At 71.5% G+C, this 23,720-nt stretch carries 20 protein-coding genes; 6 read left to right on the top strand and 14 right to left on the bottom strand.

The features are described from left to right. Nucleotides 1-57: 57 nt before the first annotated feature. Nucleotides 58-660: a LysE family translocator gene (locus ABTZ99_RS02135; RefSeq protein WP_498784356.1), complete on the bottom strand. Its 603-nt coding sequence runs from the start codon at nt 658-660 to the stop codon at nt 58-60. 59 nt (nt 661-719) lie between these two features. Here ABTZ99_RS02135 and ABTZ99_RS02130 point away from each other — a divergent pair, with 59 nt between their 5' ends. Together ABTZ99_RS02130 and ABTZ99_RS02125 are read left to right on the top strand one after the other, a co-directional pair. Next, complete coding sequence (locus ABTZ99_RS02130) at nt 720-1,226, top strand: Lrp/AsnC family transcriptional regulator (protein WP_461122022.1); 507 nt, start codon at nt 720-722, stop codon at nt 1,224-1,226. A gap of 9 nt (nt 1,227-1,235) precedes the next feature. Beyond that, complete coding sequence (locus tag ABTZ99_RS02125; RefSeq protein WP_499607439.1) at nt 1,236-2,621, top strand: pyridoxal phosphate-dependent decarboxylase family protein; 1,386 nt, start codon at nt 1,236-1,238, stop codon at nt 2,619-2,621. On the opposite strand, the gene ABTZ99_RS02120 is transcribed toward ABTZ99_RS02125, so the two are convergent. From ABTZ99_RS02120 to pyk, 3 genes are read right to left on the bottom strand one after another with little or no spacing between them, the layout of a single operon-like run. Next, the gene (locus ABTZ99_RS02120) at nt 2,611-3,171 is read right to left on the bottom strand and encodes a Uma2 family endonuclease (protein WP_498784415.1); all 561 of its coding nucleotides are present in this window, start codon (nt 3,169-3,171) and stop codon (nt 2,611-2,613) included. The genes ABTZ99_RS02125 and ABTZ99_RS02120 overlap by 11 nt on opposite strands. 47 nt (nt 3,172-3,218) lie before the next feature. Beyond that, nucleotides 3,219-4,142 (bottom strand): acyl-CoA thioesterase II, encoded by a 924-nt coding sequence (gene tesB, locus ABTZ99_RS02115; RefSeq protein WP_498784360.1) that lies wholly within the window; start codon nt 4,140-4,142, stop codon nt 3,219-3,221. 8 nt (nt 4,143-4,150) lie between these two features. Continuing rightward, nucleotides 4,151-5,575: a pyruvate kinase gene (gene pyk, locus ABTZ99_RS02110; RefSeq protein ID WP_230567130.1), complete on the bottom strand. Its 1,425-nt coding sequence runs from the start codon at nt 5,573-5,575 to the stop codon at nt 4,151-4,153. 82 nt (nt 5,576-5,657) lie between these two features. Between pyk and ABTZ99_RS02105 the strand changes: the two genes are divergently transcribed. Next, nucleotides 5,658-6,008 (top strand): VanZ family protein, encoded by a 351-nt coding sequence (locus ABTZ99_RS02105; RefSeq protein ID WP_498784362.1) that lies wholly within the window; start codon nt 5,658-5,660, stop codon nt 6,006-6,008. A 398-nt stretch (nt 6,009-6,406) separates the two neighbouring features. Here the strand turns inward: ABTZ99_RS02105 and ABTZ99_RS02100 are convergent, their stop codons facing one another. Continuing rightward, complete coding sequence (locus ABTZ99_RS02100; protein ID WP_498784364.1) at nt 6,407-7,087, bottom strand: DUF2461 domain-containing protein; 681 nt, start codon at nt 7,085-7,087, stop codon at nt 6,407-6,409. 68 nt (nt 7,088-7,155) lie between these two features. Here ABTZ99_RS02100 and ABTZ99_RS02095 point away from each other — a divergent pair, with 68 nt between their 5' ends. Then, nucleotides 7,156-9,108 carry a helicase-associated domain-containing protein gene (locus ABTZ99_RS02095; protein WP_499607434.1) on the top strand — a complete coding sequence of 651 codons (1,953 nt, stop codon included), beginning with the start codon at nt 7,156-7,158 and terminating at the stop codon, nt 9,106-9,108. A 44-nt stretch (nt 9,109-9,152) separates the two neighbouring features. Here ABTZ99_RS02095 and ABTZ99_RS02090 read toward each other — a convergent pair whose 3' ends face one another. The 5 genes from ABTZ99_RS02090 to dctA form a co-directional block, all read right to left on the bottom strand. Further along, nucleotides 9,153-9,437 (bottom strand): hypothetical protein, encoded by a 285-nt coding sequence (locus ABTZ99_RS02090; protein WP_499607432.1) that lies wholly within the window; start codon nt 9,435-9,437, stop codon nt 9,153-9,155. Further along, the gene (locus tag ABTZ99_RS02085; protein ID WP_499607429.1) at nt 9,415-9,660 is read right to left on the bottom strand and encodes a hypothetical protein; all 246 of its coding nucleotides are present in this window, start codon (nt 9,658-9,660) and stop codon (nt 9,415-9,417) included. The genes ABTZ99_RS02090 and ABTZ99_RS02085 overlap by 23 nt, the downstream gene beginning before the upstream one ends. An 86-nt stretch (nt 9,661-9,746) precedes the next feature. Further along, nucleotides 9,747-11,252 (bottom strand): glutamate synthase subunit beta, encoded by a 1,506-nt coding sequence (locus ABTZ99_RS02080; RefSeq protein ID WP_498784370.1) that lies wholly within the window; start codon nt 11,250-11,252, stop codon nt 9,747-9,749. Continuing rightward, nucleotides 11,245-15,783 carry a glutamate synthase large subunit gene (gene gltB / locus ABTZ99_RS02075; RefSeq protein WP_499607426.1) on the bottom strand — a complete coding sequence of 1,513 codons (4,539 nt, stop codon included), beginning with the start codon at nt 15,781-15,783 and terminating at the stop codon, nt 11,245-11,247. The genes ABTZ99_RS02080 and gltB overlap by 8 nt, the downstream gene beginning before the upstream one ends. A 360-nt stretch (nt 15,784-16,143) precedes the next feature. Next, nucleotides 16,144-17,514 carry a C4-dicarboxylate transporter DctA gene (gene dctA, locus ABTZ99_RS02070; RefSeq protein ID WP_499607424.1) on the bottom strand — a complete coding sequence of 457 codons (1,371 nt, stop codon included), beginning with the start codon at nt 17,512-17,514 and terminating at the stop codon, nt 16,144-16,146. Between the two features lie 156 nt (nt 17,515-17,670). Between dctA and ABTZ99_RS02065 the strand changes: the two genes are divergently transcribed. After that, nucleotides 17,671-18,615, top strand: a complete 945-nt coding sequence (locus ABTZ99_RS02065) for a TAXI family TRAP transporter solute-binding subunit (RefSeq protein WP_498784376.1) — start codon at nt 17,671-17,673, stop codon at nt 18,613-18,615. A 781-nt stretch (nt 18,616-19,396) separates the two neighbouring features. Here ABTZ99_RS02065 and ABTZ99_RS02060 read toward each other — a convergent pair. Then, nucleotides 19,397-20,764 (bottom strand): sensor histidine kinase, encoded by a 1,368-nt coding sequence (locus ABTZ99_RS02060; protein WP_499607421.1) that lies wholly within the window; start codon nt 20,762-20,764, stop codon nt 19,397-19,399. Nucleotides 20,765-20,873: 109 nt separating this feature from the next. On the opposite strand from ABTZ99_RS02060, the gene ABTZ99_RS02055 reads away from it, so the two are divergent. Next, entirely contained in the window at nt 20,874-21,374 is a 501-nt protein-coding gene (locus ABTZ99_RS02055; RefSeq protein WP_499607419.1) for an AMIN-like domain-containing (lipo)protein, read from the top strand. 7 nt (nt 21,375-21,381) lie between these two features. Here ABTZ99_RS02055 and ABTZ99_RS02050 read toward each other — a convergent pair whose 3' ends face one another. Genes ABTZ99_RS02050 through ABTZ99_RS02040 form a run of 3 tightly spaced genes read right to left on the bottom strand, consistent with a single transcriptional unit; the run spans nt 21,382 to nt 23,678 of the window. Next, nucleotides 21,382-22,047 carry a response regulator transcription factor gene (locus ABTZ99_RS02050; RefSeq protein WP_498784382.1) on the bottom strand — a complete coding sequence of 222 codons (666 nt, stop codon included), beginning with the start codon at nt 22,045-22,047 and terminating at the stop codon, nt 21,382-21,384. A 6-nt stretch (nt 22,048-22,053) separates the two neighbouring features. Further along, complete coding sequence (lgt, locus tag ABTZ99_RS02045) at nt 22,054-23,088, bottom strand: prolipoprotein diacylglyceryl transferase (RefSeq protein ID WP_498784384.1); 1,035 nt, start codon at nt 23,086-23,088, stop codon at nt 22,054-22,056. A 5-nt stretch (nt 23,089-23,093) separates the two neighbouring features. Then, entirely contained in the window at nt 23,094-23,678 is a 585-nt protein-coding gene (locus tag ABTZ99_RS02040; RefSeq protein ID WP_498784386.1) for a Uma2 family endonuclease, read from the bottom strand. Between the last annotated feature and the right edge of the window lie 42 nt (nt 23,679-23,720).

The following is a 23,720-nucleotide window of genomic DNA, read 5'->3' as shown; positions in this document are numbered from 1 at the left end:
CGGCCGAGTCGGTCTTACCTCACCGGAGACCCCTCGGCCGCGACACGATAACGACAATTACGCGGCGAGCACCGAAGCCGCCATGCCGATCAGCGCCGTGCCGCACAGCCGCTCGAACACCGGCCTCACCTTCGGCCGCGACAGCAGCGCCGCCAGCCGGCCCGCCAACGGCACCACCACGGCCCAGAAGCACGCGAACACGCCCACCGCGACCGCCGACAGCAGCGCGGCCTGCGGCAGCGGCGGCGACGCCGGGTCCATGGCCTGCGGCACGAGGCTGAGGAACGTCAGCATCACCTTCGGGTTGAGCAGGTCGCACAGCAGGCCGCGCAGGAACAGCGACCGGTCCGACCTCGGCGCCTGCCTGATCGGCCCGCCGCGCCGGGCCGCCAGCAGCGTGGCGATGCCCAGGTGCACCAGGTACAGCGCGCCCACCGCCTTGACCGCCAGCAACGCCGCCGGCGCCGCCGCGACCAGCGCGGACAGCCCCACCGTGGCCAGCAGGGCGTGCACGAGCAACCCGGTCACCACGCCCGCCGCCGTCAGCGCGCCGTACCGCACGCCGCGCACGGCGTTGCCGGTGACCAGCACGAAGTCCGGTCCGGGCACGACGGTGATGACGACCAGGGCGAGCAGGAACGAGGTCCAGGCGATGTGCACGGCCGCATCCTGGGCGATCCGTTCGGGTGTATTCCACCTGACGATTACAGTGTTCGGTTGTGAGCGAGACAGCCGAACTGGATTCGGTCGACTGGCTGATCCTGGAGGCGTTGCAGAACGACGCGACGCTGCCGAACCGGAGCCTGGCCGAGCTGGTCGGCATCGCGCCGTCGACCTGCCTGCAGCGGGTGCGCCGGCTGCGCGACCTCGGGGTGATCACCGGGTTCCACGCCGTGGTCGACCCGCGGACCACGGGCCTGCCGCTGGAGGCCGTCGTGTCGGTCAACGTGCGGCCGCACACCAGGCCGGTGGTGGCGGCGTTCCGGCGGTTCGTGATGGCGCAGCCCGAGACGCGGTCGTTGTTCCACGTCAGCGGCCAGGCGGACTTCCTGGTGCACATCGCGGTGGCCGACAGCACGCACCTGCAGGCGTTCCTGATGGACAAGATCGCCTCGCGGACGGAGGTGCGGAACCTGACCAGCTCGGTGGTGCTGGAACGGGTCGAGACCCGGGCCCTGACCCCGCCCGACGATCAACGGCCCACCCACCGCAGGCGACGCGTATAGATTTCGGGCATGGACCCTGACGAGTTCCGCCGGATCGGCCACGAGGTGATCGACTGGATCGCCGACTACCGCTCGCGCGTCGAGGACTTCCCGGTCTCCTCACCCGTCGAGCCCGGCTGGGTGCGTGGGCAGCTGGCCGGGCTGCCCGAGCGCGGCGAGGGGTTCGACGGGCTGCTCGCGGACCTGGACCGGGTCGTGCTGCCGGGGACGACGCACTGGCAGCACCCCGGGTTCTTCGCCTACTTCCCGTCGAACGCCTCGCTGCCGTCGGTGCTCGGCGACCTGCTGTCGTCGGGGCTGGGCGTGCAGGGCATGTTGTGGTCCACCTCCCCCGCCGCGACCGAGGTCGAGCAGCACCTGATGGACGAGCTGGTCGGGGCGCTCGGCCTGCCGTCGTCGTTCGTCGGCGGTGGGGTCATCCAGGACACCGCGTCGTCCGCCGCGCTGGTCGCGGTCCTCGCCGCGCTGCACCGGTCGTCGGGTGGGAAGTGGCGGCAGTCCGGTGTGGACGGGTCCGAGACCGTGTACGTGTCGTCCCAGACGCACTCGTCGCTCGAACGGGCCGCGCGGATGGCCGGGCTCGGCGAGCAGGCCGTGCGATCGGTCCGGGTGGACTCGCGGCTGGCCATGCGGGTGGACGACCTGGCCGACCGGATCAGGTCCGACGTGGCGGCGGGCCGGCGGCCGGTGATGGTGTGCGCGACCGTCGGCACCACGGGCACCGGCGCGGTCGACCCGGTGCGCGAGATCGCCGCCGTGTGCGCCGAGCACGGGATCTGGCTGCACGTGGACGCGGCGTGGGCGGGCCCGGCGGCGCTGTGCCCGGAGTTCCGGCACCTGTTCGACGGCGTGGACCTGGCCGACTCGTTCACCGCGAACGCGCACAAGTGGATGCTGACCGCGTTCGACCTGTCCCTGTTCTGGACCGCCCACCCGGACGTGCTGGTCGACGCCCTCACGATCCTGCCGGAGTACCTGCGCAACACGGCCACCGAGTCGGGCGCGGTCGTGGACTACCGCGACTGGCAGATCCCCCTGGGCCGGCGGTTCCGGGCGCTGAAGCTGTGGTCGGTGCTGCGCTGGTACGGCCTGGAGGGCATCCGGGAGCACCTGCGCGGCCACGTGGAGCTGGCGGCCCTGCTCGAATCGTGGGTGGACGCGTCCGACGACTGGGACCTGGTCGTGCCGCGCTCCCTGTCCCTGGTCACCCTCGCCCACCGCTCCGGCGACGCGGCGACCCGTGCCGCGATGGACCGCGTCAACGCCAGCGGCGACGCCTTCATCACCCACACCGTCGTCGACGGCCGCTTCGCCATCCGCGTGGCGATCGGCGCGGAAGCGACCAAGGAGCACCACGTGCGGGCGCTCTGGGACGCCCTGCGGATCAGGGGTTGATCAGCGTGGTGAGGTCGATGGTCACCGGGAAGGGCTCGGGGACCTCGACCTCCCCGGTGCCTTGCGCGATCTGCTTGTACCTGCCGGCGACCAGGCTGAACGCGATGAGCGTGGCCGGCTCGTCCAGCTCCACCACCCAGTAGTGCGGGATTCCCACCTTGGCGTACTCGATCGGCTTGAACACGCGGTCTGTCCGACCCGTTCCCGGCGACACGATCTCCACTGCCAAGTGCAGGTCATCGGGGTTGAACCGGCTCGGGTGCTCCCAGTAGCGCTCGGCAGGCACCACTACGACGTCGGGTGCGCGCAATGAGAGCGGAGGCCCCGGGTCGATCACGACGTCGACGTCCTGGACCGCCACCACCCCGGCGGGCAGTTGCTCTTTGAGGCAGCTCCGGAGGTTCGCCATCGCCACTTGGTGCTTCGGTGCCGGCCTTGGCGCCACCAGCAAGACTCCTTCGACCAGCTCGAAGTGGCGCGACTTGTCCTCTGGAAGCGCGTCCCACTCCTCAAGCGTGAACAAGTGGTCAGGCCAGGGCAACGTGCTCATCGCGGCCACCTCTCTTGCTCCATTGATCGCGCAGCGTAGCCGATCGACTACAGGACCCGAAGCAGGCCCTCCTGGACCACGGTAGCCACCAGCTGGCCGTCGTGGCTGTAGAAGCGGCCCGTGGCGAGGCCGCGCGCCCCGGACGCGGAAGGCGAGGCGCAGTCGTAGAGGAACCACTCGTCCGCCCGGAACCGGCGGTGGAACCACATGGCGTGGTCCAGGCTCGCGCCCAGCACCTTGTCGGTTCCCCAGTACACGCCGTGCCTGACGAGCACCGAGTCGAGCAACGTCATGTCCGACGCGTACGCCAGCACGCACACGTGCAGCAGGTCGTCGTCCGGCAGCTTGCCGTCGGCCCTCATCCACACCTGGCTGCGCGCCTCGCCCGGCCCGTCCTCCCGCGCCCGCCACGGCGGCTCGGTCACGTACCGGATGTCGATCGGCCTCGGCAGCCGCGCCATGCCGACCTTCTCCAGGTACCCGGCCGCCGACTCGGCGTAGGTGGGCAGCGAGGACGGCGGCGGCACGGCGGGCATCGGCTCCTGGTGGTCCAGGCCCGGCTCGTCCAGCTGGAACGACGCCGACAGGGCGAAGATCGCCTTGCCGTGCTGGACCGCGACCACGCGCCGGGTGGTGAACGAGCGCCCGTCGCGGATCCGGTCGACCTCGTACACGATCGGCACGGTCGGGTCGCCACCGCGGATGAAGTACGAGTGCAGCGAGTGCACCCGGCGCTCACGGGGCACGGTGCGGCCGGCGGCTACCAGGGCCTGACCGGCGACCTGCCCGCCGAACACCCGAACGGGCGACTCGGCGGGTGACACACCGCGGAAGATGTTCTCCTCGACGCGCTCCAGGTCGAGCAGCGCGACGAGTCGGTCGAGCACGGGCTGCCCGTGGGGCACGCCGTCGGCGTCCAGTGGAACGTCCGAGAACTCGGCGGTCGCCGCGGCACGGGCAGCCTCGGTCACGTCATCTCCTAAGCGTGGTCGTCCTCCCCCAGGCGGTGCACCCGGATGAGGTTCGTCGAGCCGATGGTGCCAGGCGGCGAGCCTGCCACGACCACGACGAGGTCGCCCGGCTGGTACCGGCCGATGTCGATCATCGACAGGTCCACCTGGCGGACCATCTCGTCCGTCGAGTCCACCTTAGGCACCAGGAACGTCTCGGTGCCCCAGGTGAGAGAAAGCTGACTGCGCACGCTGGGCTCCGGCGTGAACGCCAGCAGCGGCAGCGGGGTGTGCAGGCGGGCGAGCCGCCGCACGGTGTCGCCGGACTGGGTGAACGCGACCAGCGCCTTCGCGTTCAGCCGCTCGCCGATGTCGCGCGCCGCGTACGAGATCACGCCGCGCTTGGTGCGCGGGACGTGCGTCAGCGGCGGGACCACGGTGGACTCGGTCTCGACGGCCACGATGATGCGGCTCATGGTCTTGACCGACTCGATGGCGTAGCGGCCGACCGACGTCTCGCCGGACAGCATCAGCGCGTCGGCGCCGTCGAGCACGGCGTTCGCGACGTCCGAGGTCTCGGCGCGGGTCGGCCGGGAGTTCGTGATCATGGAGTCGAGCATCTGGGTGGCCACGATCACCGGCTTGGCGTTCTCGCGGGCGATCTGGATGGCCCGCTTCTGCACCAGCGGCACGTGCTCCAGCGGCAGCTCCACGCCCAGGTCGCCGCGGGCGACCATGACGCCGTCGAAGGCGAGCACGATCGCTTCGAGGTTGTCGACCGCCTCGGGCTTCTCGATCTTGGCGATGACCGGCTTGCGGCCGTGGCCCACGCGGTCCATCACCTGGTGGACCAGGTCGATGTCCGCCGGCGAGCGCACGAACGACAGGGCGATGAAGTCCACGCCCAGGTTGAGGGCGAACTCCAGGTCCTCGATGTCCTTCTCGGACAGCGCGGGCACGGACACGTCCATGCCGGGCAGCGAGAGGCCCTTGTTGTTGCTGACGGGGCCGCCCTCGGTGACCTCGCAGACCACGTCCGGCCCGTCGACCTCGGTGACGGTCAGGCCCACCTTGCCGTCGTCCACCAGCAGCCGGTCGCCCGCCTTGGCGTCCTGCGCCAGCTGCTTGTAGGTGGTGGAGACGCGGTCGTGGGTGCCCTCGACGTCCTCGACGGTCACCCGGACGATGTCACCGGTGCGCCACTCGACGGGGCCGTGGGCGAACCGCCCGAGGCGGATCTTCGGACCCTGGAGGTCGGCCAGGATGCCGACCGCGCGGCCCGACGCTTCGGCCGCGTTGCGGACGAGGTCGTAGACCTGCTTGTGGTCGGCATGGCTGCCGTGGCTGAAGTTCATCCGGGCAACGTCCATACCGGCCGCCACCAGCTCGTTGACCTTGTCCTCGGTCGCGGTGGCAGGACCCATCGTACAGACGATCTTCGCGCGTCGACTCACGTCTAGTCAGAGTAGTCCCTGTCACTGGACCGATCAGGATGTACCGGGAAGTAATCTCCGCGAAACAGGCAGAATCTGCACCGTGGGCCCCAGAATCCTTCCGTTCGTGGTCGCGGCGTTGCTCAGCGTCATCGTGCTGTTCACCCCGGCGTCAGGTGTGCCCACCGCGCCCCCGGGCACCGACAAGGTGGTGCACTTCGTGCTGTTCGCCCTGCTCATGGGCGCTGGGAGGTACGCGCGACTGCCGTCCGGACCACTGGTCATCGGCCTCTTGGGTTACGCCGCGGTCTCGGAAGTGTTGCAGTGGCTCATCACCGCGCTGAACCGCGGCGGGGACGTCCTGGACGCCCTTGTGGACGTCGCCGGCGTGGGCTTCGGCGCCCTGCTCGCACGATCGACCGCCCGAAAACGTCGTACCCCTCTGGGAGAATAAGAACAGGGGTCCCCTGGCGGGCGACGCCTGCGCAGCCATCACCGCCGCCGGTGCCGCCGGTGCCGCCCGTCGGCGGTGCAAGGCGAGGCAACCGTCGGCGACGCAGGGCGGGGCAACCCGTCGGCGAAGGAAGCCGGTCCAGCCATCAGCGGCGGAAGCCGACCCAGTCCTCCAGCGCCCGCCAGCACCCGTGAGCGGCGGAAGCCGGTGCGGCCCCGTCAGCGTCGGTGAGCGGCGCGAACCAGCCCAGCCCGTGACCGCCGGTGAGTGGCGCAAGCCGACCCCGGGGCCGTCGGCGGCGCAAGCCGAGGCAGCCGTCACGGCGCAAGCAGGCCCGGCCAGCGGCGGCGGTGGTGGCGGAAGCAGCCCGGCCGTCAGCGGCGCAGGCGGAGCGGCCGTCAGCGGCGGAAGCCGATTTCGGTCAGGCCGATGTGGTCGGCGCACCAGTCTACGAGCGGTGTGACCTGGTGCCAGGCTTCGCGGACCCGGTCCAGGCAGCCGGGCTCGTGCAGCACGTCGTCGGGCGGCCACACCTTGGCCACGTAGAGGCGCTTGTGCTTGAGCAGCTCGATCCGGGGGTGTTCCGGGTCCAGGCCGCGCGGCGCCCGCTTGAGCTTGTCCCCGCGCAGCTCCCAGCCGGACTTGGCGAGCTTCGCGAGCAGCTTCTCCAGCGCACGCCCCCGCACGTCGTCAGCCACCGATTCGCGGTAGCGCGCGAGCTGGTCGGACGCCATCGCGAACGACCCACCGGCCACGAACAGCCCTTCGGTCCCGATCTGCACGTAGTGCGCGCCGCCGCCGCGGCCGAGTTCGACCACTCCGCCGCAGTGGTCTTTGTACGGCGTCTTGTCCTTGCTGAACCGCACGTCCCGATAGGGCCGAAAGACCTTTCCCTTGCCGAACTCGGGCTCGAGCACGGCGAGCAACGTCTCCATGGGCGTGCGCACATCGCGCTGGTAGACGTGCTTGTGGTCGTCCCAGTAGGCCTTGGAGTTGTCGGCGACGAGTCCGTCGTAGAAGTCGATGGCGTGTTCGCCGAACCCGGTGAATTCCACGGCGCCCAGCTTACGTTCGTCCATTCGTGGCTCATTCGAACGCTCTATCGCAACGCATCACCGAGCCGTCACGTTCTGTGCATAATCGCCGGGTGGGTAGGAAAACGGCGCTGGCCGGATGGCTGCGCGAGCTCGACGCGGTGGAGATCCGGGACATCTTGGCGCTGCGCAAGGACGCCGCCGATCGCAGGCCCCACTCGCTGCGGGCGCTGGCGGACGAGCTGACCTCGACGGCGTCGCTGCGCGCGGCGGTCGACGGGCTCGACCAGGCGTGCCGGGACGTGCTGGACACCGTGCTGCGGCTGGGTGACGAGGCGGGCGTGGAGGTGCTGGCGGAACGGTTGCGCTGCAACGGGAAGGCGTCGCGGGCGGAGCTGAAGCGGGCGTTGGGCCAGTTGCGCGCGAGGGCGTTGGTGTGGCCGGCGGCCGGGCGGTTGGCGAGCTCGCCGGGGTTGCGGCTGCTGGAGGAAGAACCCGCGCGCCGCATCACGCCCGCGCCGCGCACGCCCCGCCGCGCGCCGCAGAACCGGGGATTCGCGGACCGGGCCGCGATCACGCCCGCGACGTCCACTGTGGACGGGGTGACGCGGCTGGTCGACCTGTGCGACGTCGAGCAGGTGGCGTGCCGCGCGGTGATGGGGTTGCGGGAGCTGAGGCGGCTCGCGGGCGTGCTGCGGTCCGACGAGGGCCGGACCCGGTTGTGGGTGGGGTTGGCCGTCGAGGCGCGGTTGCTCGCGGTGGACGACGGCAGGCTGGTGCCGACGGTCGGCGCGGACGCGTGGCGGGCCGCGTCGCCCGCGGAGCGGTTGACCGCGTTGGCGCGCGCCTGGCCGCGGCTGACGTGGACGCCGGGCAAGCAGCGGCCCGCGTCGGCGGAACCGTCCTCGACGGACTCGGGCGACCGGACCAGGCGCGGCCTGCTGGAGCGGTACGCGCGGTTGGACGAGGACGAGGCGTTCGAGCACCGGCACGAGGTGGTGGCCGAGCTGGTGTGGACGCGGCCCGCCGTGCACGGGCGCGCGGCGACCGAGGCGGCGTTGGTGGAGGCCGAGTCGGTGGGGTTGGTGGCGCTGGGCGCGGCGACCGCGCTGGGCCGGGCGGTGCTGGCGGGCGGGGTGGACGAGGTGGCGGGTCGGTTCGTGCCGCCGGAGGCGGTCACCGCGCACCTGCGGCCGGACCTGAGCGCCGTGGTGGCCGGGCTGCCGTCGCGCGAGCTGAGCGCGGTGCTGGAGCTGGCGGCGGACGGCGCGGCGGGCGGGTGGCGGTTCAGCGGCGCGAGCGTGCGGCGGGCGTTGGACGCGGGGCACGAGCCGGACGCGTTGCTGGCCCGGTTGGCGTCGGTGGCCGAGCACGGCGTGCCGCCGACGTTGGCGCACCTGGTGCGCGAGGTGGCGCGGCAGCACGGGCGGATCACGGTGACGCCGGTGGCGTGCTGCGTGCGCACCGAGGACCCGGTGCTGCTGGGCGAGATCGCCGCGCACCCGTCGTTGGCACCGCTGTCGTTGCAGCCGTTGGGGCCGACGGTGCTGGCGTCGGCGAAGCCCGCGGCGGAGACGTTGGCGTTGCTGCGGGCGGCCGGTTACGCGCCGACGACGGCCACGGTGGACGGCATGGCCGTGGTGGAGCGGGTGCCGCGACGGCGCGTCGAGCCGCCGCCGGTGCGCGCGGCGACGGGCGGGTGGCGCACGCCGTTGACCGGGCACGAGGTGGCGAAGCTGGCGGCGGCGCTGGTGGAGCGGGAGCGGCCGAGGCCGCAGTTCGTGCTGCCGCCGGTGGAGTCGCAGCGGATCGGCACGGTGCGGCTGCTGCGCGACCAGTCGCTGGTGCTGCGCGATTCGGAGGTCGTGCTGCTGGCGGACGCGCTGGTCAGCCGCACGTCCGTGGAGATCGCGGTGGCGAACGGCCCGCGGAGCACGGTGAAGCACGTGATCACCCCCGTCGACCACGCGGCGGGCAACCTCAAGGCCAACTGCGCCCCGCGCGGCGAGCACCGCGAGTTCCTGGTCAGCCGCATCCGCTCGGTGCGCGCGGTGACCGGCGTCTGACCGGCGGGCCCGACCCGGCCCTCTTCGGGTCGGGGCAGCGTGCGTCAGGGCAACCGTCCCTGGACCGCCGGCCACTCCCGCACCTCGTGCCGGAGGTGATCGTCGCGGATGCGGTCGACCAGGTTGCCGAGCCGGCGGACGAGGGTCCGCACCTCGCGCAGCTCCCGGATCTCCTCGATCGGGCGGTCGGTCCGGTTCTCCGCCATCCGGAGGGCCTCCTCGCGGGACAGCCGGATGTTGCCCAGGTTGCGCCTCGCCGCACCGTCGGGGGTCAGCTCGGGCGGCACGTCGGCGAGTTCCGGGTACTCACTGACGGCGGAGGCGAGCATGGCCAAGCGGTTGGGCGACCTCCTGCCCGCTCACGTCCCCGAAACGGGTCGTCAGGCCGTTCAACGGCTGGATGATCGACAGCCACCAGTTCGTCCGGTGCTCGCCGTCGGGCTGCGACTCCACCAGCCAACGCCGCCGTTCCTCGTCGTCCCACGCCAGGAGCTGCCCGAACGTGATCCCGAACGACCGTAACGTGTCGTTGTCCGGAATCCCGCTGCCCATTCGCATCCTCTCCGAAGAAAGCAAAAGGCCGCCCCGACGTCATTGTCGGGGCGGCCGGGTACCCAGCGAACGGCGGGTCTAAGGGGTCACACCACGGCCAGCGGCAGCATGTTGGGGATCACCGGTGACGGCAGGTCGGACGAGCCGGTCAGGTAGCGGTCCACCGCGTTGGCCACCGAGCGGCCCTCGGCGATCGCCCACACGACCAGCGAAGCGCCCCGGTGCGCGTCACCGCAGACGAACACGCCGGGCGACTGGGTCTGCCAGTCCGAGCCGCACGAGATCGTGCCGCGCGAGGTGAGCTGGATGCCCAGCCCGTCCAGCAGCGGCATGTGCTCGACGCCCTCGAAGCCGATCGCCAGCAGCACCAGGTCCGCCGGCAGCAGCTCGACCTCCTCGGACGTCGGCACGACCTGGCGGCGGCCGGAGGCGTCCTTCTCCACCCGCACCTTGCGCAGCTGGATCTGGCGCACGTGCCCGTCCTCGTCGCCGACGAACTTCTCCACCGCGACCGCGAACTTCCGCTCGCCCGCCTCCTCGTGCGCGGGGTAGGTGCGCAGGATCCACGGCCACACCGGCCACGGCGAGCGGGCGTCGTCCCGAGTGGACGGTGGCATCGGGTACTGGTCCAGCTGCAGCACGGAAGCCGCGCCCTGCCGGGACGCCGTGCCGTAGCAGTCGGCGCCGGTGTCGCCGCCGCCGATGATCACGACGTGCTTGCCGGCCGCGTCGATCGCCGGCGGGCCGTCGCCCTCGCACGCGCGGTTGGCGGGCACCAGGTGCTCCATCGCCAAGTGGATGCCCCGCAACGAACGGCCGGGCGTCGTCGTGTCGTCACGACCGCGCAGCGCGCCCACGGCGAGCACCACCGCGTCGAACTTCGACCGCAGCTCCTCGACGGTCAGGTCGACGCCGACCTCGCAGCCGGTGACGAACTTCGTGCCCTCCTTGCGCAGCTGCGCGAGCCGCCGGTCGAGGACCTTCTTCTCCATCTTGAACTCGGGGATGCCGTAGCGGAGCAGCCCGCCGAGCCGGTCGTCCCGCTCGAACACGGTGACCTCGTGGCCCGCCCGCGTGAGCTGCTGCGCCGCCGCCAACCCGGCCGGGCCGGACCCGACCACCGCGACCGCCTTGCCCGACGACACCTGTGCCTGCGTGGGCCCCACGAGCCCCTGGTCCCAGGACACGTCGGCGATCGCCTGCTCGACCCGCTTGATCGCGACCGCGCCGCCCGCGTCGTGGCTGATCGACAGCACGCACGCCGCCTCGCACGGCGCGGGGCACAACCGGCCGGTGAACTCCGGGAAGTTGTTCGTCGCGTGCAGCCGGTCCGACGCCGACTCCCAGTCGCCCCGGCGCACCAGGTCGTTCCACTCGGGGATCAGGTTGCCCAGCGGGCACCCGGCCGACCCGGAGTGGCAGAACGGGATGCCGCAGTCCATGCACCGCGTCGCCTGCGTGCGCACCTCCGCGTCGCGCTGCTCGGCGGGGACGTCGAGGTACACCTCGTCCCAGTCGCTCAGCCGCTCGGCGGCGGGCCGCTTCTTCGGCTCGGAGCGGGAGTGCTTGAGGAAACCGTACGGGTCAGCCACGGGAGGCCTCCATGATCGCCTGGTCGACGTCCCTGCCTTCCGCGCGGGCGAGCCTCATCGCTTCGAGCACGCGCTGGTAGTCACCGGGCATGACCTTGGTGAACGACGCGGAACGCCGGGGCCAGTCGCCGAGCAGCGACGCGGCCACCGCCGAACCGGTGAGCTGGTGGTGGCGTTCCACCACTTCGCGCAGCCAGCGCAGGTCTTCCGCACCGGGCCGCTGCAACTCGACCATGGCGGTGTTGACCGCCGCCGGGTCGAGCTCCAGCACGTACGCGATGCCGCCGGACATGCCCGCGGCGAGGTTGCGGCCGGTCGGCCCGAGCACCACGGCCCGGCCGCCGGTCATGTACTCGAACGCGTGGTCGCCCACGCCCTCGGCCACGGCCAGCGCGCCCGAGTTGCGCACGCAGAACCGCTCGCCGACCCGTCCGCGCAGGAAGATCTCGCCGGACGTGGCGCCGTAGCCGATCACGTTGCCCGCGATGACCTGCTGCTCGGCCGCGAACGGCGCGTCGGGGTGCGGCCGCACGACGATCCGGCCGCCGGACAGGCCCTTGCCGACGTAGTCGTTGGCGTCGCCGATCATCTCCAGCGTGACGCCGCGCGGGATGAACGCGCCCAGCGACTGGCCGGCCGAGCCGGTGAACGTCACGTGGATCGTGTCGTCGGGCAGGCCGTCGCCGCCGAACCGGCGCGTGACCTCCGCGCCGAGCAGCGTGCCGACGGTCCGGTTGACGTTGCGCAGCGGCAGTTCCAGCCGCACCGGGCGGGCGTCGTTGAGCGCCGCGTCGGCGAGCTGGAGCAGCGTGCGGTCCAATGCCTGCGCCAGGCCGTGGTCCTGCTCGCGGACCTTGCGCTTGGCCGTGCGGTAGGGCGTCTCGGGCACCTCGAACACCGGCGTCAGGTCCAGCCCGGCCGCCTTCCAGTGCTCGACGGCCTCGTCGGTCTTGAGCAGCTCGGCGTGGCCGACGGCCTCGTCGATCGTGCGGAAACCGAGCGACGCCAGCAGTTCCCGGACTTCCTGGGCGATGAAGTGGAAGAAGTTCACCACGTGGTCGGCCTGGCCCGTGAAGCGCTTGCGCAGCTCCGGGTTCTGCGTGGCGATGCCGACCGGGCAGGTGTCGAGGTGGCAGACGCGCATCATCACGCAGCCCTCGACGATGAGCGGCGCGGTCGCGAAGCCGAACTCCTCCGCGCCGAGCAGCGCGGCCACCACCACGTCGCGGCCGGTGCGCATCGCGCCGTCGACCTGCACGGTGATCCGGTCCCGCAAACCGTTGAGCAGCAACGTCTGCTGGGTCTCGGCGAGGCCGATCTCCCACGGCGTGCCCGCGTGCTTGAGCGAGTTCAGCGGCGACGCGCCGGTGCCGCCGTCGTGGCCGGAGATCAGCACCACGTCCGCGTGCGCCTTCGCCACGCCCGCCGCGACCGTGCCGACGCCGACCTCGCTGACCAGCTTCACATGCACGCGGGCCTGCTCGTTGGCGTTCTTCAGGTCGTGGATCAGCTGCGCCAGGTCCTCGATCGAGTAGATGTCGTGGTGCGGCGGCGGGGAGATCAGGCCCACGCCCGGCGTGGAGTGCCGGGTCCGCGCGATCCACGGGTACACCTTGTAACCGGGCAGCTGGCCGCCCTCGCCCGGCTTCGCGCCCTGCGCCATCTTGATCTGGATGTCGCTGGCGTTGACCAGGTACTCGGAGGTGACGCCGAACCGGCCGGACGCGACCTGCTTGACCGCGCTGCGCCGCTCCGGGTCGTACAGGCGCTCGGGGTCCTCGCCGCCCTCGCCGCTGTTGGACCGGCCGCCGAGCCGGTTCATCGCGATGGCCAGCGTCTCGTGCGCCTCGGCCGAGATCGACCCGTAGGACATGGCGCCGGTGTTGAACCGCTTGACGATCGAGGAGACCGGCTCGACCTCGTCGATCGGGACCGGCGTGCGGCCGGCGGCGTCGAACGAGAACAGGCCGCGCAGCGTGCCGCCCTGCCGGGACAGCCGCTCCACCTCGTCGGTGTAGCGCTTGTACACGTCCTGCTTGCCGGTCTTGGTGGCGTGCTGGAGCAGGAAGACCGTCTCGGGCGTGAACAGGTGCAGCTCGCCCTCGCGGCGGTAGGCGTACTCGCCGCCGACCTCGAGCCTGCGGTGCACGCGGTCGGTCGGGTTGTCCGGGTGCGCGCGGCGGTGGCGCAGCGCCACCTCCTCCGCCAGCACGTCCAGGCCCGCGCCGCCGAGCTTCGACACCGTGCCGGTGAAGTACTCGCCCAGCAGTTCCTCGGACAGGCCGACGGCCTCGAACACCTGCGCCGCCGTGTACGCGCCTACGGTCGAGATGCCCATCTTCGACATGATCTTCAACGTGCCCTTGACCAGCGCGGTCACGTAGTTCCGCACGGCCTTGCGCGGCTCGATGCCGGTCACCGCGCCGGTGCTGATCATGTCTTCGATCGTCTCGAACGCCAGGTACGGGTTCACCGCGGCGGCGCCGTAGCTCAGCAGCGCGGCGATGTGGTGCACCTCGCGGGCGTCACCGGTCTCCACGACCAGCGCCACGCGCAGCCGCTCCTTGGTGCGCACCAGGTGGTGGTGCACCGCGGAGACCAGCAGCAGCGACGGGATCGGCGCCATCCGGTGGTCGGAGTCGCGGTCGGACAGCACGAGCGTGCGGGCGCCGTTCGCGATCGCCTCGGACGCCTCGCGGCGCACCCGCTCGATCGCCGCCGCCAGCGCCGCGCCACCACCGTCCACTTCGTACAGTCCGGACAGGACGGTGCACGCGAAGCCCGGCAGGTCGCCGTCGTCGTTGATGTGGATGAGCTTGGCCAGCTCGTCGTTGTCGATCACCGGGTAGGTCAGCTTGATGTGCCGGCAGCTGACCGGGCCGGGCTCCAGCAGGTTCTGCTCCGGGCCCATCACCCGCGACACGCTGGTGACGATCTCCTCGCGGATCGCGTCCAGCGGCGGGTTCGTGACCTGGGCGAAGTTCTGCACGAAGTAGTCGTAGAGCAGCCGGGAGCGCTGCGACAGCGCCGCGACCGGCGTGTCGGTGCCCATCGAGCCGAGCGGCTCCGCGCCGTTGGTGGACATCGGGGCGAGCAGGATCCGCAGCTCTTCCTCGGTGTAGCCGAACGTCAGCTGCCGCCGCACCACGGACTCGTGGCTCTGCACCACGTGCTCGCGGTCGGCCAGGTCGGCCAGCTCCAGCAGGCCCGCGTGCAGCCACTCGTCGTAGGGCAGCTCGTCGGCCAGCTTCGACTTGACCTCGTCGTCCTCGACCAGGCGACCCTCGACCGTGTCGACCAGGAACATCTTCCCGGGCTGCAACCGGCCCTTGGCCACGACCTGGTCCGCGGGCACGTCCAGCACACCGGTCTCCGAGGCCAGCACCACGCGGCCGTCGGCGGTCTGCCACCAGCGGGCCGGGCGCAGGCCGTTGCGGTCGAGCACCGCGCCGACCAGCGAGCCGTCGGTGAACGTCACGCACGCCGGGCCGTCCCACGGCTCCATCAGGCTCGCGTGGAACTCGTAGAACGCGCGGCGCTTGGGGTCCATCGAGGTGTGGTTCTCCCACGCCTCCGGGATCATCATCAGCACCGCGTGCGGCAGGCTCCGGCCGCCCAGGTGCAGCAGCTCCAGCACCTCGTCGAAGCTCGCCGAGTCCGAGCCCTCCGGGTGGCAGATCGGGAACAGCCTGGTCAGGTCGCCCGGGATCAGGTCGGAGGCCAGCAGCGCCTCGCGGGCCCGCATCCGGTTGCGGTTGCCGCGGACCGTGTTGATCTCACCGTTGTGGGCGACGTACCGGAACGGGTGCGCCAGCGGCCACGACGGGAACGTGTTGGTGGAGAAGCGGGAGTGGACCAGGGCGATCGCGCTGGCCAGCCGCTCGTCGCGCAGGTCGGGGAAGAACGCGGGCAGCTGGCCCGTGGTCAGCATGCCCTTGTAGACGATCGTCCGGGACGACAGCGACGGGAAGTACGTGCCGACGTCCGCCGCCGCGCTCTCGTGCTCCACCCGCTTGCGCAGGGCGAACGTGAGGCGGTCCAGGGCGACGTCGCGCCGGTCGGTCTCGCCCTTGACGAGCAGCATCGCGAAGTGCGGCATCACCGACCGGGCGGTCGGGCCAACGCCGGCGTGCTCGGGCGCGGTCGGCACGTCGCGCCAGCCCAGGACCACCAGGCCCTCTTCGGCGGCGATGCGCTCGGTCAGCTCGACGGCCTTGGCGCGCGGCTCCTCGTCGGCGGGCAGGAACGCGATGCCCGCCGCGTACGCGCCCGGCTCCGGCAGCTCGAAGTCCAGCACCTGCCGCAGGAACGCGTCCGGCAGTTGCAGGAGGATCCCGGCGCCGTCGCCGCTGGTCGGCTCGGCGCCCGCGGCGCCCCGGTGCTCCAGGTTGGCCAGCGCGGTGAGCGCGTCGACGACGATGTCGTGCGAGCGCCGGCCCTTGATGTCGGCGACCATCGCCACACCGCAAGCGTCACGTTCCGCGGCGGGGTCGTAGAGCCCCTGCGGGGACGGGATGGCGGAGAAGATCACTGCGCAGACCTCCTTCGTCGTCCTTGGTGAAAGAACGAGTCCTCGTGTCCAGGTCCTGGAATCCGGGTGCTGGGCACGGGACGACGATGGCCCGCGTGTTGACGAGACTTTAACAGTCGCGAAACGGATCCACACCATCCTTCGGGTGATCTTCGTCGGCGACTGGTAACGATTCGGCCGGTCCGAGCGATACCTCGGCCGGCCTTGTTACGCGTTGTTAAGCATAACGGAGCGACCGCCCTCGCGCGCGCTGGTGAGAGCCGGCCGACACTTCCCCCGCCGCCGCGATCCCGGGTGAACTCGCAGGTGAGCCCCCGTGCCGCCGCCTCGTGGGCGACGACCGGGGCTCACCCGCGCGTCTCAGCGGGTGCCGGCGCCCACCGGTTCACGCTCCGTGACGTCGTCGTCACCGTGCTGCTGTTCCATCAGGGCGTCCACGTCCACCTGCCCGGGGTTGTCCATCACCTCGCGCAACCGGTCGCGGTCCAACTGGCCCTGCCACCGCGCCACCACGAGGGTGCCGACGCCGTTGCCGATGACGTTCGTGATCGCCCGCGCCTCGGACATGAACCGGTCGATGCCCACGATCAGCGCGATGCCGACCGCCGGGATCGCGCTGTTGCCCTCGAACGCGCTCAGCGACGCCGCCAGCGTGACCAGGCCGGCGCCCGTGACGCCCGCCGCACCCTTGCTGGCCAGCAGCATGAACAGCAGCAGCCCGACCTGCGTGCCCAGGCCCACGTCCGTGCCCGTCGCCTGGGCGATGAAGATCGCGCCCATGGTCAGGTAGATGCACGTGCCGTCCAGGTTGAACGAGTAGCCGGTCGGGATCGTGAGGCCCACCACCGACTTGTCCGCGCCCGCCGCCTCCAGCTTCACCAGCATGCGCGGCAGCACCGTCTCCGACGAGGACGTGCCGAGCACGATCAGCAGCTCGTCCTTGATGTACCGGAGGAACTTGAAGATCGAGAACCCGGCGTACAGCGCCACGCCGCCCAGCACCACCAGGATGAACAGCAGGCACGTCGCGTAGAACGAGCCCATCAGCCACGCCAGCTTGCCCAGGATCGAGCCGCCGAACTTGCCGATCGTGTAGGCGATGCCGCCGAACGCGCCGATCGGCGCCGCGTACATGACGATCTTGATGACGCCGAACATCACCTTGGCCGTGGTGTCCAACGCGGACACGACCTTCTCGCCGCGCTTGCCCATGCCCGCCACGGCCACCGCGACCAGGATCGCGACCACCAGCACCTGGATCAGCTGGCCGTCGGTGAACGCGCCGAGGAACGACTTCGGCACCAGGCCCAGGATGAAGCCCGTCACACCGGTCTCGGCGGTCTTGGCGTCGGCGAGCGTCTTCTCCGCCGCGCCGTCGTTGATCGGGATGGACGCGCCGTGGTGGCCCGGCTGCACCAGGTTGACCACGATCAGGCCGATCGCCAGCGCCACCGTCGTCATCGCGGTGAAGTACAGGATGGTCCGCAGCGCCAGGCCGCCCGCCTTGGCGAGGTTGCCGAGGCCCGCGATGCCGACCACGACCGTGCAGAAGATCGTCGGTGCGATGACCACCTTGACCAGCGCGATGAAGAAGTCGGCCATCCACTTCATGCCCGACGCCTGCGCCGGGAAGGCGTACCCGACGATCACGCCGAGCACGATCGACACCAGCACCCAGAAGTAGAGGTGCTTGTAGATCGGTTTGCGCTCACGTGCCTGCGCGCTGACCACGTCTCCTCCAAGGGGACCATCGCCTGCCGGCGGGAAGGGGGTTGGTTGGTGATCCTGAGCACAGGGCGCGACCACGACAAGGAGCCCGCCGGAAACTTCAGATCCCTCTGACGTAACACTCCGTTCACCCGGTCGTGCGGGGTTACGCTGCTGGTCGTGCGGGTGTCCCGGCGTTCGGTGCTGCGAGCCGCCCTGGTGGCGGGCGTGCCGGCGTGGCTGTCGGCGTGCACGTCGAGCAGCCCGCCCGCCCTCGACGAGCTGGTGCTCGCGACCGGGCCGGACGGCGCGGTGTTCCGCGAGATCGGCGGCGCGCTGGCGGCGGCGCTGGCCGACGAGCTGCCCGCGACCCGGGTGGTGGAGCGCCACACCGGTGCGTCGGTGGAGAACGTCCGCCTGCTCCGCGAGGGCGAGGTCCACCTTGGACTGTCCTCTTTGGATCCGCTGGTGGCGGGTGCGTTGCTCAGCGCCGAGGACCCGGGCGGGATCAGCGCGGTGGGGCGGCTCTACGACAGCTTCATGCAGATCGCCGTGCCCGCCGACTCGCCGTTGCGGACGTTGTCGGACCTGGCCGGGCGGACGGTGTCGTTCGGGCCTTCGGAGTCGGGGACGGAGTTCACCGCGACCCGGCTGCTGTCGTTGCTGGGGATCGAGGTGGACGCGCGCCGGATGGCGCACGCCGACGCGGCTGAGGAGCTGACGAAGGGCTCGTTGGACGCGTTCCTCGCGCTGACCGGCATCCCGACCCCGGCGATCGCCGACACGCTCGACGCGTTCCCGCTGCGCCTGCTCGACCTGCCCGCCGAGGCGGAACGCCTGGCCGAGGCCTACCCGGGCCCGTACGTGCCGGCCACCATCCCGGCCACGACCTACGGCAACCTCGGGCCGTGCCGCACGTTCGCCGTGCCGAACCTGCTGCTGGCGCGGACGTCGTTGGACGAGGACGTGGTCGAGGTCGTGACGCGGACCGTGTTCACGCAATCGGCCCGGATCGCCGCCGGCCACCCGGAAGCCAGCCGGATCAACGTGAGAACAGGAATCTCCACTGGTCAGGTCCCACTGCACAAGGGCGCCGAGCGCTGGTTCCGAGCGACGAAGCGCTGACCAGCCCATACTGCATGCTGTTGCCGATGGCCGAGGATGCCCCCAGCTCCCTCTGATCACCCAATGGAGCGAACCGGGCGTCAATGGAGAAACTTTCGGCACACCATTGACGTTGCCGGGATAGAAGGAGGCGGCACCCACGGCGAGCGTCAGCGGACCAGGCCGACGGTGAGGCGAACGCCAGGGAGACGGTCGGGCAGCAGACAGGCCACCACCTGGGCACAGGGGCGCGTTCAGGGGCACACGGGGCGGACGCGATCACGCACCCGCCACTGCGCGGGCGAACAGGCACCGGGCGGGCGCGCCAGGCGGGCGGGCGGCACCGGGCGGGCGGCGCGCGGGCACGGGCAGACGCGGGCACGGGCACGGGCACGGGCACGGGCACGGGCACGGGCACGGGCAGACGCTGTCACGCACCGAGCAGGCACCGGGCAGTGGCGAATAAGCACCACGCGGCCGGGCGGGTACGCGGGCGGGCAGGCGGTCCGGCGCCAACAGGCAGCACCAGGCGACGGGCTCGGCCCGTCAGGCGGATGGAGGCGGCTGGCGGGTTCGCGCCAGGCACCCGACGCCGCGGGCAGCAACCGGCGCGGACGGAGTTCGCATCAGGGGCCGGCTCGTGCCAGGCGGGATTTGGGGCAGGGATTTGGGGCAGGCGGGGTTGCAGCAGGTGGAGTCTGCGGCAGGCGCGATTTGCGGCAAGCGGGACTTGTGGCAGCAGGCGGTCGCGGCAGGTGGCGGAGCGGGTCAGGTCGCGGGGTGGGTTAGGTCGCGGGGCGGGTCAGGTGGTGGGGCGGGCGCGGAGGCGGATCAGGGCGTCCAGGCCGTGTGGTTCGACGGGGTGGAGGGTTAGTTCGCCGCCGGCCGATTCGATCAGCTCGGCGCAGATGGCGAGTCCCAGGCCGGTGCCCGCGATGTTCTGGTGGCGTGGCGCGCGCCAGAACCGGCTCAGTGCGTCGGCTCGCTCGTCGTCCGTCAGGCCCGTGCCGTCGTCGGTCACGTGCAGTTCCACGCCGCCGTCCGCGGTCCGGCCCCAGACCTTCACGCGGGTGCCGCCGGAGAGGCGGATCGCGTTGCCGACGAGTTCGTCCAGCACGCTGCCGAGGCCACCGGGCGGTTCCAGGGCGCGCAGGCCCGGTGGTACTGCCACCTCCAGGCGCATGTCGCCCGCCAGCGCGCGCCAGCCGGGGGCGTGCGTGGCCAGCAGGGTGTCCACGTCGACCGGTTCGGCGGCGGAGGTGCTGTCGAGACGCGTGGCGGCCAGCAGGGTGTCCAGGACGCGGCCCATCTCCTCGGCCTCGTCCACGGCGATGCGTTGCGCCTCACGACCCGCGGCGTCGGTGACGTGGGGTTCCAGGTTGTCCACGGCCAGGCGGAGGCTGGCCAGCGGGTTGCGGAGTTGGTGGGAGGCGTCCGCCACGAACGCCCGCTGCCGGCGTAGGGCGCGGCCGACCACGTCGACCATCGCGTTGAAGCTCGCGGCGAGTCTGCGCAGCTCAGGGGGCCCGCCGAGGTCGTCCGCACGGGCATCCAGCCGGCCGCCCGCGACGGCGGCGGTCGCCTCGTCCAGGGTGCGGACCGGGCGCAGGACCCAGCGCGACATCGGCCACGCGACCGCCACCACGCCCAGCATCGGCACCAGACCGAGCAGCGCCAGCACGCCCCACTGGCGGAGGATCGCCGACCTGAGGCCGTCGGTCGGGGAGATCGTCACCACGGCGGCCACCACCTCGCTGTCCCGCCCGACCGGCTCGACCACGACGAGGTTCACGCGTTCCCACGGCCACACCGACTGGTCGGTCTCGCCGCGGTACCCGCCGAAGGCCGCGTTCAGGCCCACCTCGACGTGCGGGTCGTCCAGGGCGAACGGGCGGCGTGACGATTCCAGCACCGTGCCGTCGGTGCCGACGAGGGCGGCCGAGATGCCGTAGAGCTGGTCGTACCGGACCAGTTCCTCCCGCAGCGCGGTCAGGCGGTCCGACGCCAGGGCGCTCTCGGCCAGCGACGCGAACCGGCTCGCGTCACCCAGCCGGTCGAGGTAGGTCTCCTGGCTCTCGCGCTGCACGACGGCGAACGCGAGCGGCACGCCGAGGGCCGCGACCAGGGCGACCAGCAGCGGCACGATGAGGACCAGCAGTCGGCGCAGCACGCGGAGGCAACCTCCCGTGGGTGACGTGCGTCATGTTGGCTGCGGGCTGTTCCGGCCCGACGAAGGGGGAATCAGCATGCTACGCAAGGTTGCGTTGTTAATCGCGGCGATGACGGCGCTCGCGGTGGTCGCGCCGGTGACCGCGTCCGCGGCGCCCACGGCCTGCACGCCCGTCGACTGGGGTTCGGGGCCGAAGGTCGCGTCCCAGACCACGACCGGGCTGCTGGCGAACATCCGGGCCGGTCAGCAGGAGTGCTACGACCGGCTGGTGTTCGACTTCGCCGGCGGCGAGAACGACGGCTACACCGTGCAGTACGTGCCCGAGGTGACCCACGAGGGGTCGGGCAAGCCAGTGCCGTTGCGCGGCGCGGGCAAGCTGCAGATCACGGTGAACTCGCCGTCCTACGACCAGGACGGCAACCCGACCTACACCTACCCGAACGGGTCCGAACTGGTGGACGTCACGGGCTACCAGACGTTCCGCCAGGTCGCGTGGGCCGGGTCGTTCGAGGGGCAGACGACGGTCGGTCTGGGAGTGCGCGCCCTGCTCCCGTTCCGGGTGTTCACGCTCCCCGGCCGGGTCGTGGTGGACGTCGCCCACGTGTGGTGACCACCGGTCAGGTGTGGGCTGCCACCCGGTAGCCCACACCGCGGATCGTCTCGATGCGCAACGCGTCGCCGAGCTTGCCGCGCAGAGCGGCGATGTGGGTGTCCAGGGTGCGTGACGGCGCCTCCCAGTGCGCCTGCCACACCTGGTCCACGATCAGGTCGCGGCTGACGACGGTGCCCGCGCGGCCGACGAGCAGGGCGAGCAGGTCGAACTCCTTGCGGGTCAGCGGCACCGGTTCGCCGTTGATCCTGGCCTCGCGGCCGGCCGGGTCCAGGGTGAGCGGGCCGAGGGTGATCTCGTGCTCGCGGGCGGCGGCACGGGCCGCGCGGGTGCGGCGGAGGACGGCTTCGATGCGGGCCAGCAGCTCGGCGGTGCCGAACGGCTTCACCACGTAGTCGTCCGCGCCCAGCCGCAGGCCGAGCACCCGTTCCCGCTCCTCGCCGCGCGCGGTGACGGTGATGATCGCGGTGCCGGTGCGGTGGCGGAGTTCGCGCAGCACGTCGAGGCCGTCGCCGTCGGGCAGGCCGAGGTCGAGCAGCACGACGTCCGCCGGTGGCGCGGTGAGCGCCGCGGCGGCCGTGCCCACCCGGTGCACCTCGTAGCCCGCGTGCCGCAGCGCCGTGAGCAGTCCTCGCGCCACCCGGTCGTCATCTTCGACGACGAGGATGCGCACGGCGGCCTACTGCTCCGGCTTGTCGCCGGTGTCCGCGGGCTTGTCGGACGCGGCCTTCGTGTCGGGGACCGTCGTCTCCTCGGCGTCCGCCGCCGGCTTGTCCTCGTCCGTGCTCGCGTAGCCGGACTCGGGCGGTTCGGCGGCGGCGGGCTCCTCGCGCACGATGACCTCGCGGTCGCCCTTCTTCCCGGCGAGCACGAAGTAGACGACCGCGCCGAGGAACACCACGACCGAGGTGATGACGTTGATCCGCAGCCCGAACACCTGGGTGGCGGGGTCGGTACGCATCTGCTCGATCCAGAACCGGCCGGCCGTGTAGCCCGCGACGTACAGCGCGAACACCCGGCCGTGGCCGAGCCGGAACTTCCGGTCCGCCCACACGATGATCAGCACGACGCCGAGGCTCCACAGCATCTCGTAGAGGAACGTCGGGTGCACGATCTCGATCGGCGTGTTGTCCACCGCCACGCCGCCGAGGTCGTCCTCGAAGCCGGTCGCCGGGTCTTCCCGCCGGTAGATCTCCAGACCCCACGGCAGCGTGGTGGGACCGCCGTAGAGCTCCTGGTTGAAGTAGTTGCCGAGGCGGCCGACGGCCTGCGCGGCGAGGATGCCGGGCGCGAGCGCGTCCGCCATCGCGGGCAGCGGGATGCCCTTGCGGCGGCACGCGATCCACGCGCCGACGCCGCCGAGCGCGATGGCGCCCCAGATGCCGAGGCCGCCGTTCCAGATGGCCAGGGCTTCGAGCGGGTTGCGGCCCTCCCCGAAGTACTTGTCGTTGTCCGTCGCCACGTGGTAGAGCCGACCGCCGATCAGGCCGAACGGCACCGCGAAGACCGCGATGTCGGTGACCTCGCCCTTCAGGCCGCCGCGTGCCACCCAGCGGCGCTCACCCCACCAGATGGCCAGGATGATGCCGAGGATGATGCACAGCGCGTAGGCGCGGATCGGGATCGGTCCCAGTTGCCACACGCCCTGGTCGGGGCTGGGGATCGTCGCGAGGTAAGTCGTCACCACGGCCACCACCGTAGTGGGTGCGGCCATCCGTCCTACGGCGACAGCTCGATTGTTACCGGGAAGGGTCGTTCGAGCTTCAGCACGCCGCCCTCGCTGCGCGCCGCCTCCACGTACTCCCCTGCCCGCAACTCGAACATCGTCGCGGTGACGTCGCCGCCTTCCGGATCCACGACCAGGTAGAACGGAATACCGGCATCGGCGTAGAGCTTCCGCTTCAGCACCAGGTCGTTGACCCGGTTACTGGGTGACAGCACCTCCCCTGCCACTACCAGGTGCGCCGCCGGGAGAAGCAAGCCCTCTTCACCTGCCACGTTGACGGTGAAGTCCGGAATGAGCATCCGAGTGCCGGAAATCTCGAGGTTGAGTCCTGGGAGTGCCTCCAAGCCCGGCGGGCAGGCAGCGTCGAAAGCCGTGGCGATGCGGAAGAGCAAGCGCTGGTGGCGGAGGTTGCCGATCGGGCTCATGATCAGCGACCCGTCGACGAGTTCGACCCGCTGCGACGAGTCCTCCGGGAGCGCCATGACTTCGTCCAGCGTCCAGGGTCCGTCGTGTGCCAGCAGTGGGTGGGAGTACTCGTAGTCGGCGAGTGTCGATCCGTGGTCCGCCGGCAGAGCCATGCGACATCACCTCCGGTGGCAGCCCGACGCACGCCAGTGTCG

The sequence above is a fragment of the Actinosynnema sp. NPDC002837 genome (assembly GCF_040295345.1).
In the GTDB taxonomy this organism is placed as follows: Bacteria; Actinomycetota; Actinomycetes; order Mycobacteriales; family Pseudonocardiaceae; genus Actinosynnema.
This window is presented reverse-complemented; position numbering and strand designations above follow the sequence as displayed.

Excerpts from the sequence above, each read along its gene's own strand:
- ABTZ99_RS02125 (WP_499607439.1), top strand. The coding sequence starts at position 1,236 with ATGGACCCTGACGAGTTCCGCCGGATCGGCCACGAGGTGATCGACTGG.
- ABTZ99_RS02120 (WP_498784415.1), bottom strand. The coding sequence starts at position 3,171 with ATGAGCACGTTGCCCTGGCCTGACCACTTGTTCACGCTTGAGGAGTGG.
- ABTZ99_RS02100 (WP_498784364.1), bottom strand. The coding sequence starts at position 7,087 with ATGGACGAACGTAAGCTGGGCGCCGTGGAATTCACCGGGTTCGGCGAA.
- ABTZ99_RS02090 (WP_499607432.1), bottom strand. The coding sequence starts at position 9,437 with ATGCTCGCCTCCGCCGTCAGTGAGTACCCGGAACTCGCCGACGTGCCG.
- ABTZ99_RS02085 (WP_499607429.1), bottom strand. The coding sequence starts at position 9,660 with ATGGGCAGCGGGATTCCGGACAACGACACGTTACGGTCGTTCGGGATC.
- ABTZ99_RS02055 (WP_499607419.1), top strand. The coding sequence starts at position 20,874 with ATGACGGCGCTCGCGGTGGTCGCGCCGGTGACCGCGTCCGCGGCGCCC.
- lgt (WP_498784384.1), bottom strand. The coding sequence starts at position 23,088 with ATGGCCGCACCCACTACGGTGGTGGCCGTGGTGACGACTTACCTCGCG.
- ABTZ99_RS02040 (WP_498784386.1), bottom strand. The coding sequence starts at position 23,678 with ATGGCTCTGCCGGCGGACCACGGATCGACACTCGCCGACTACGAGTAC.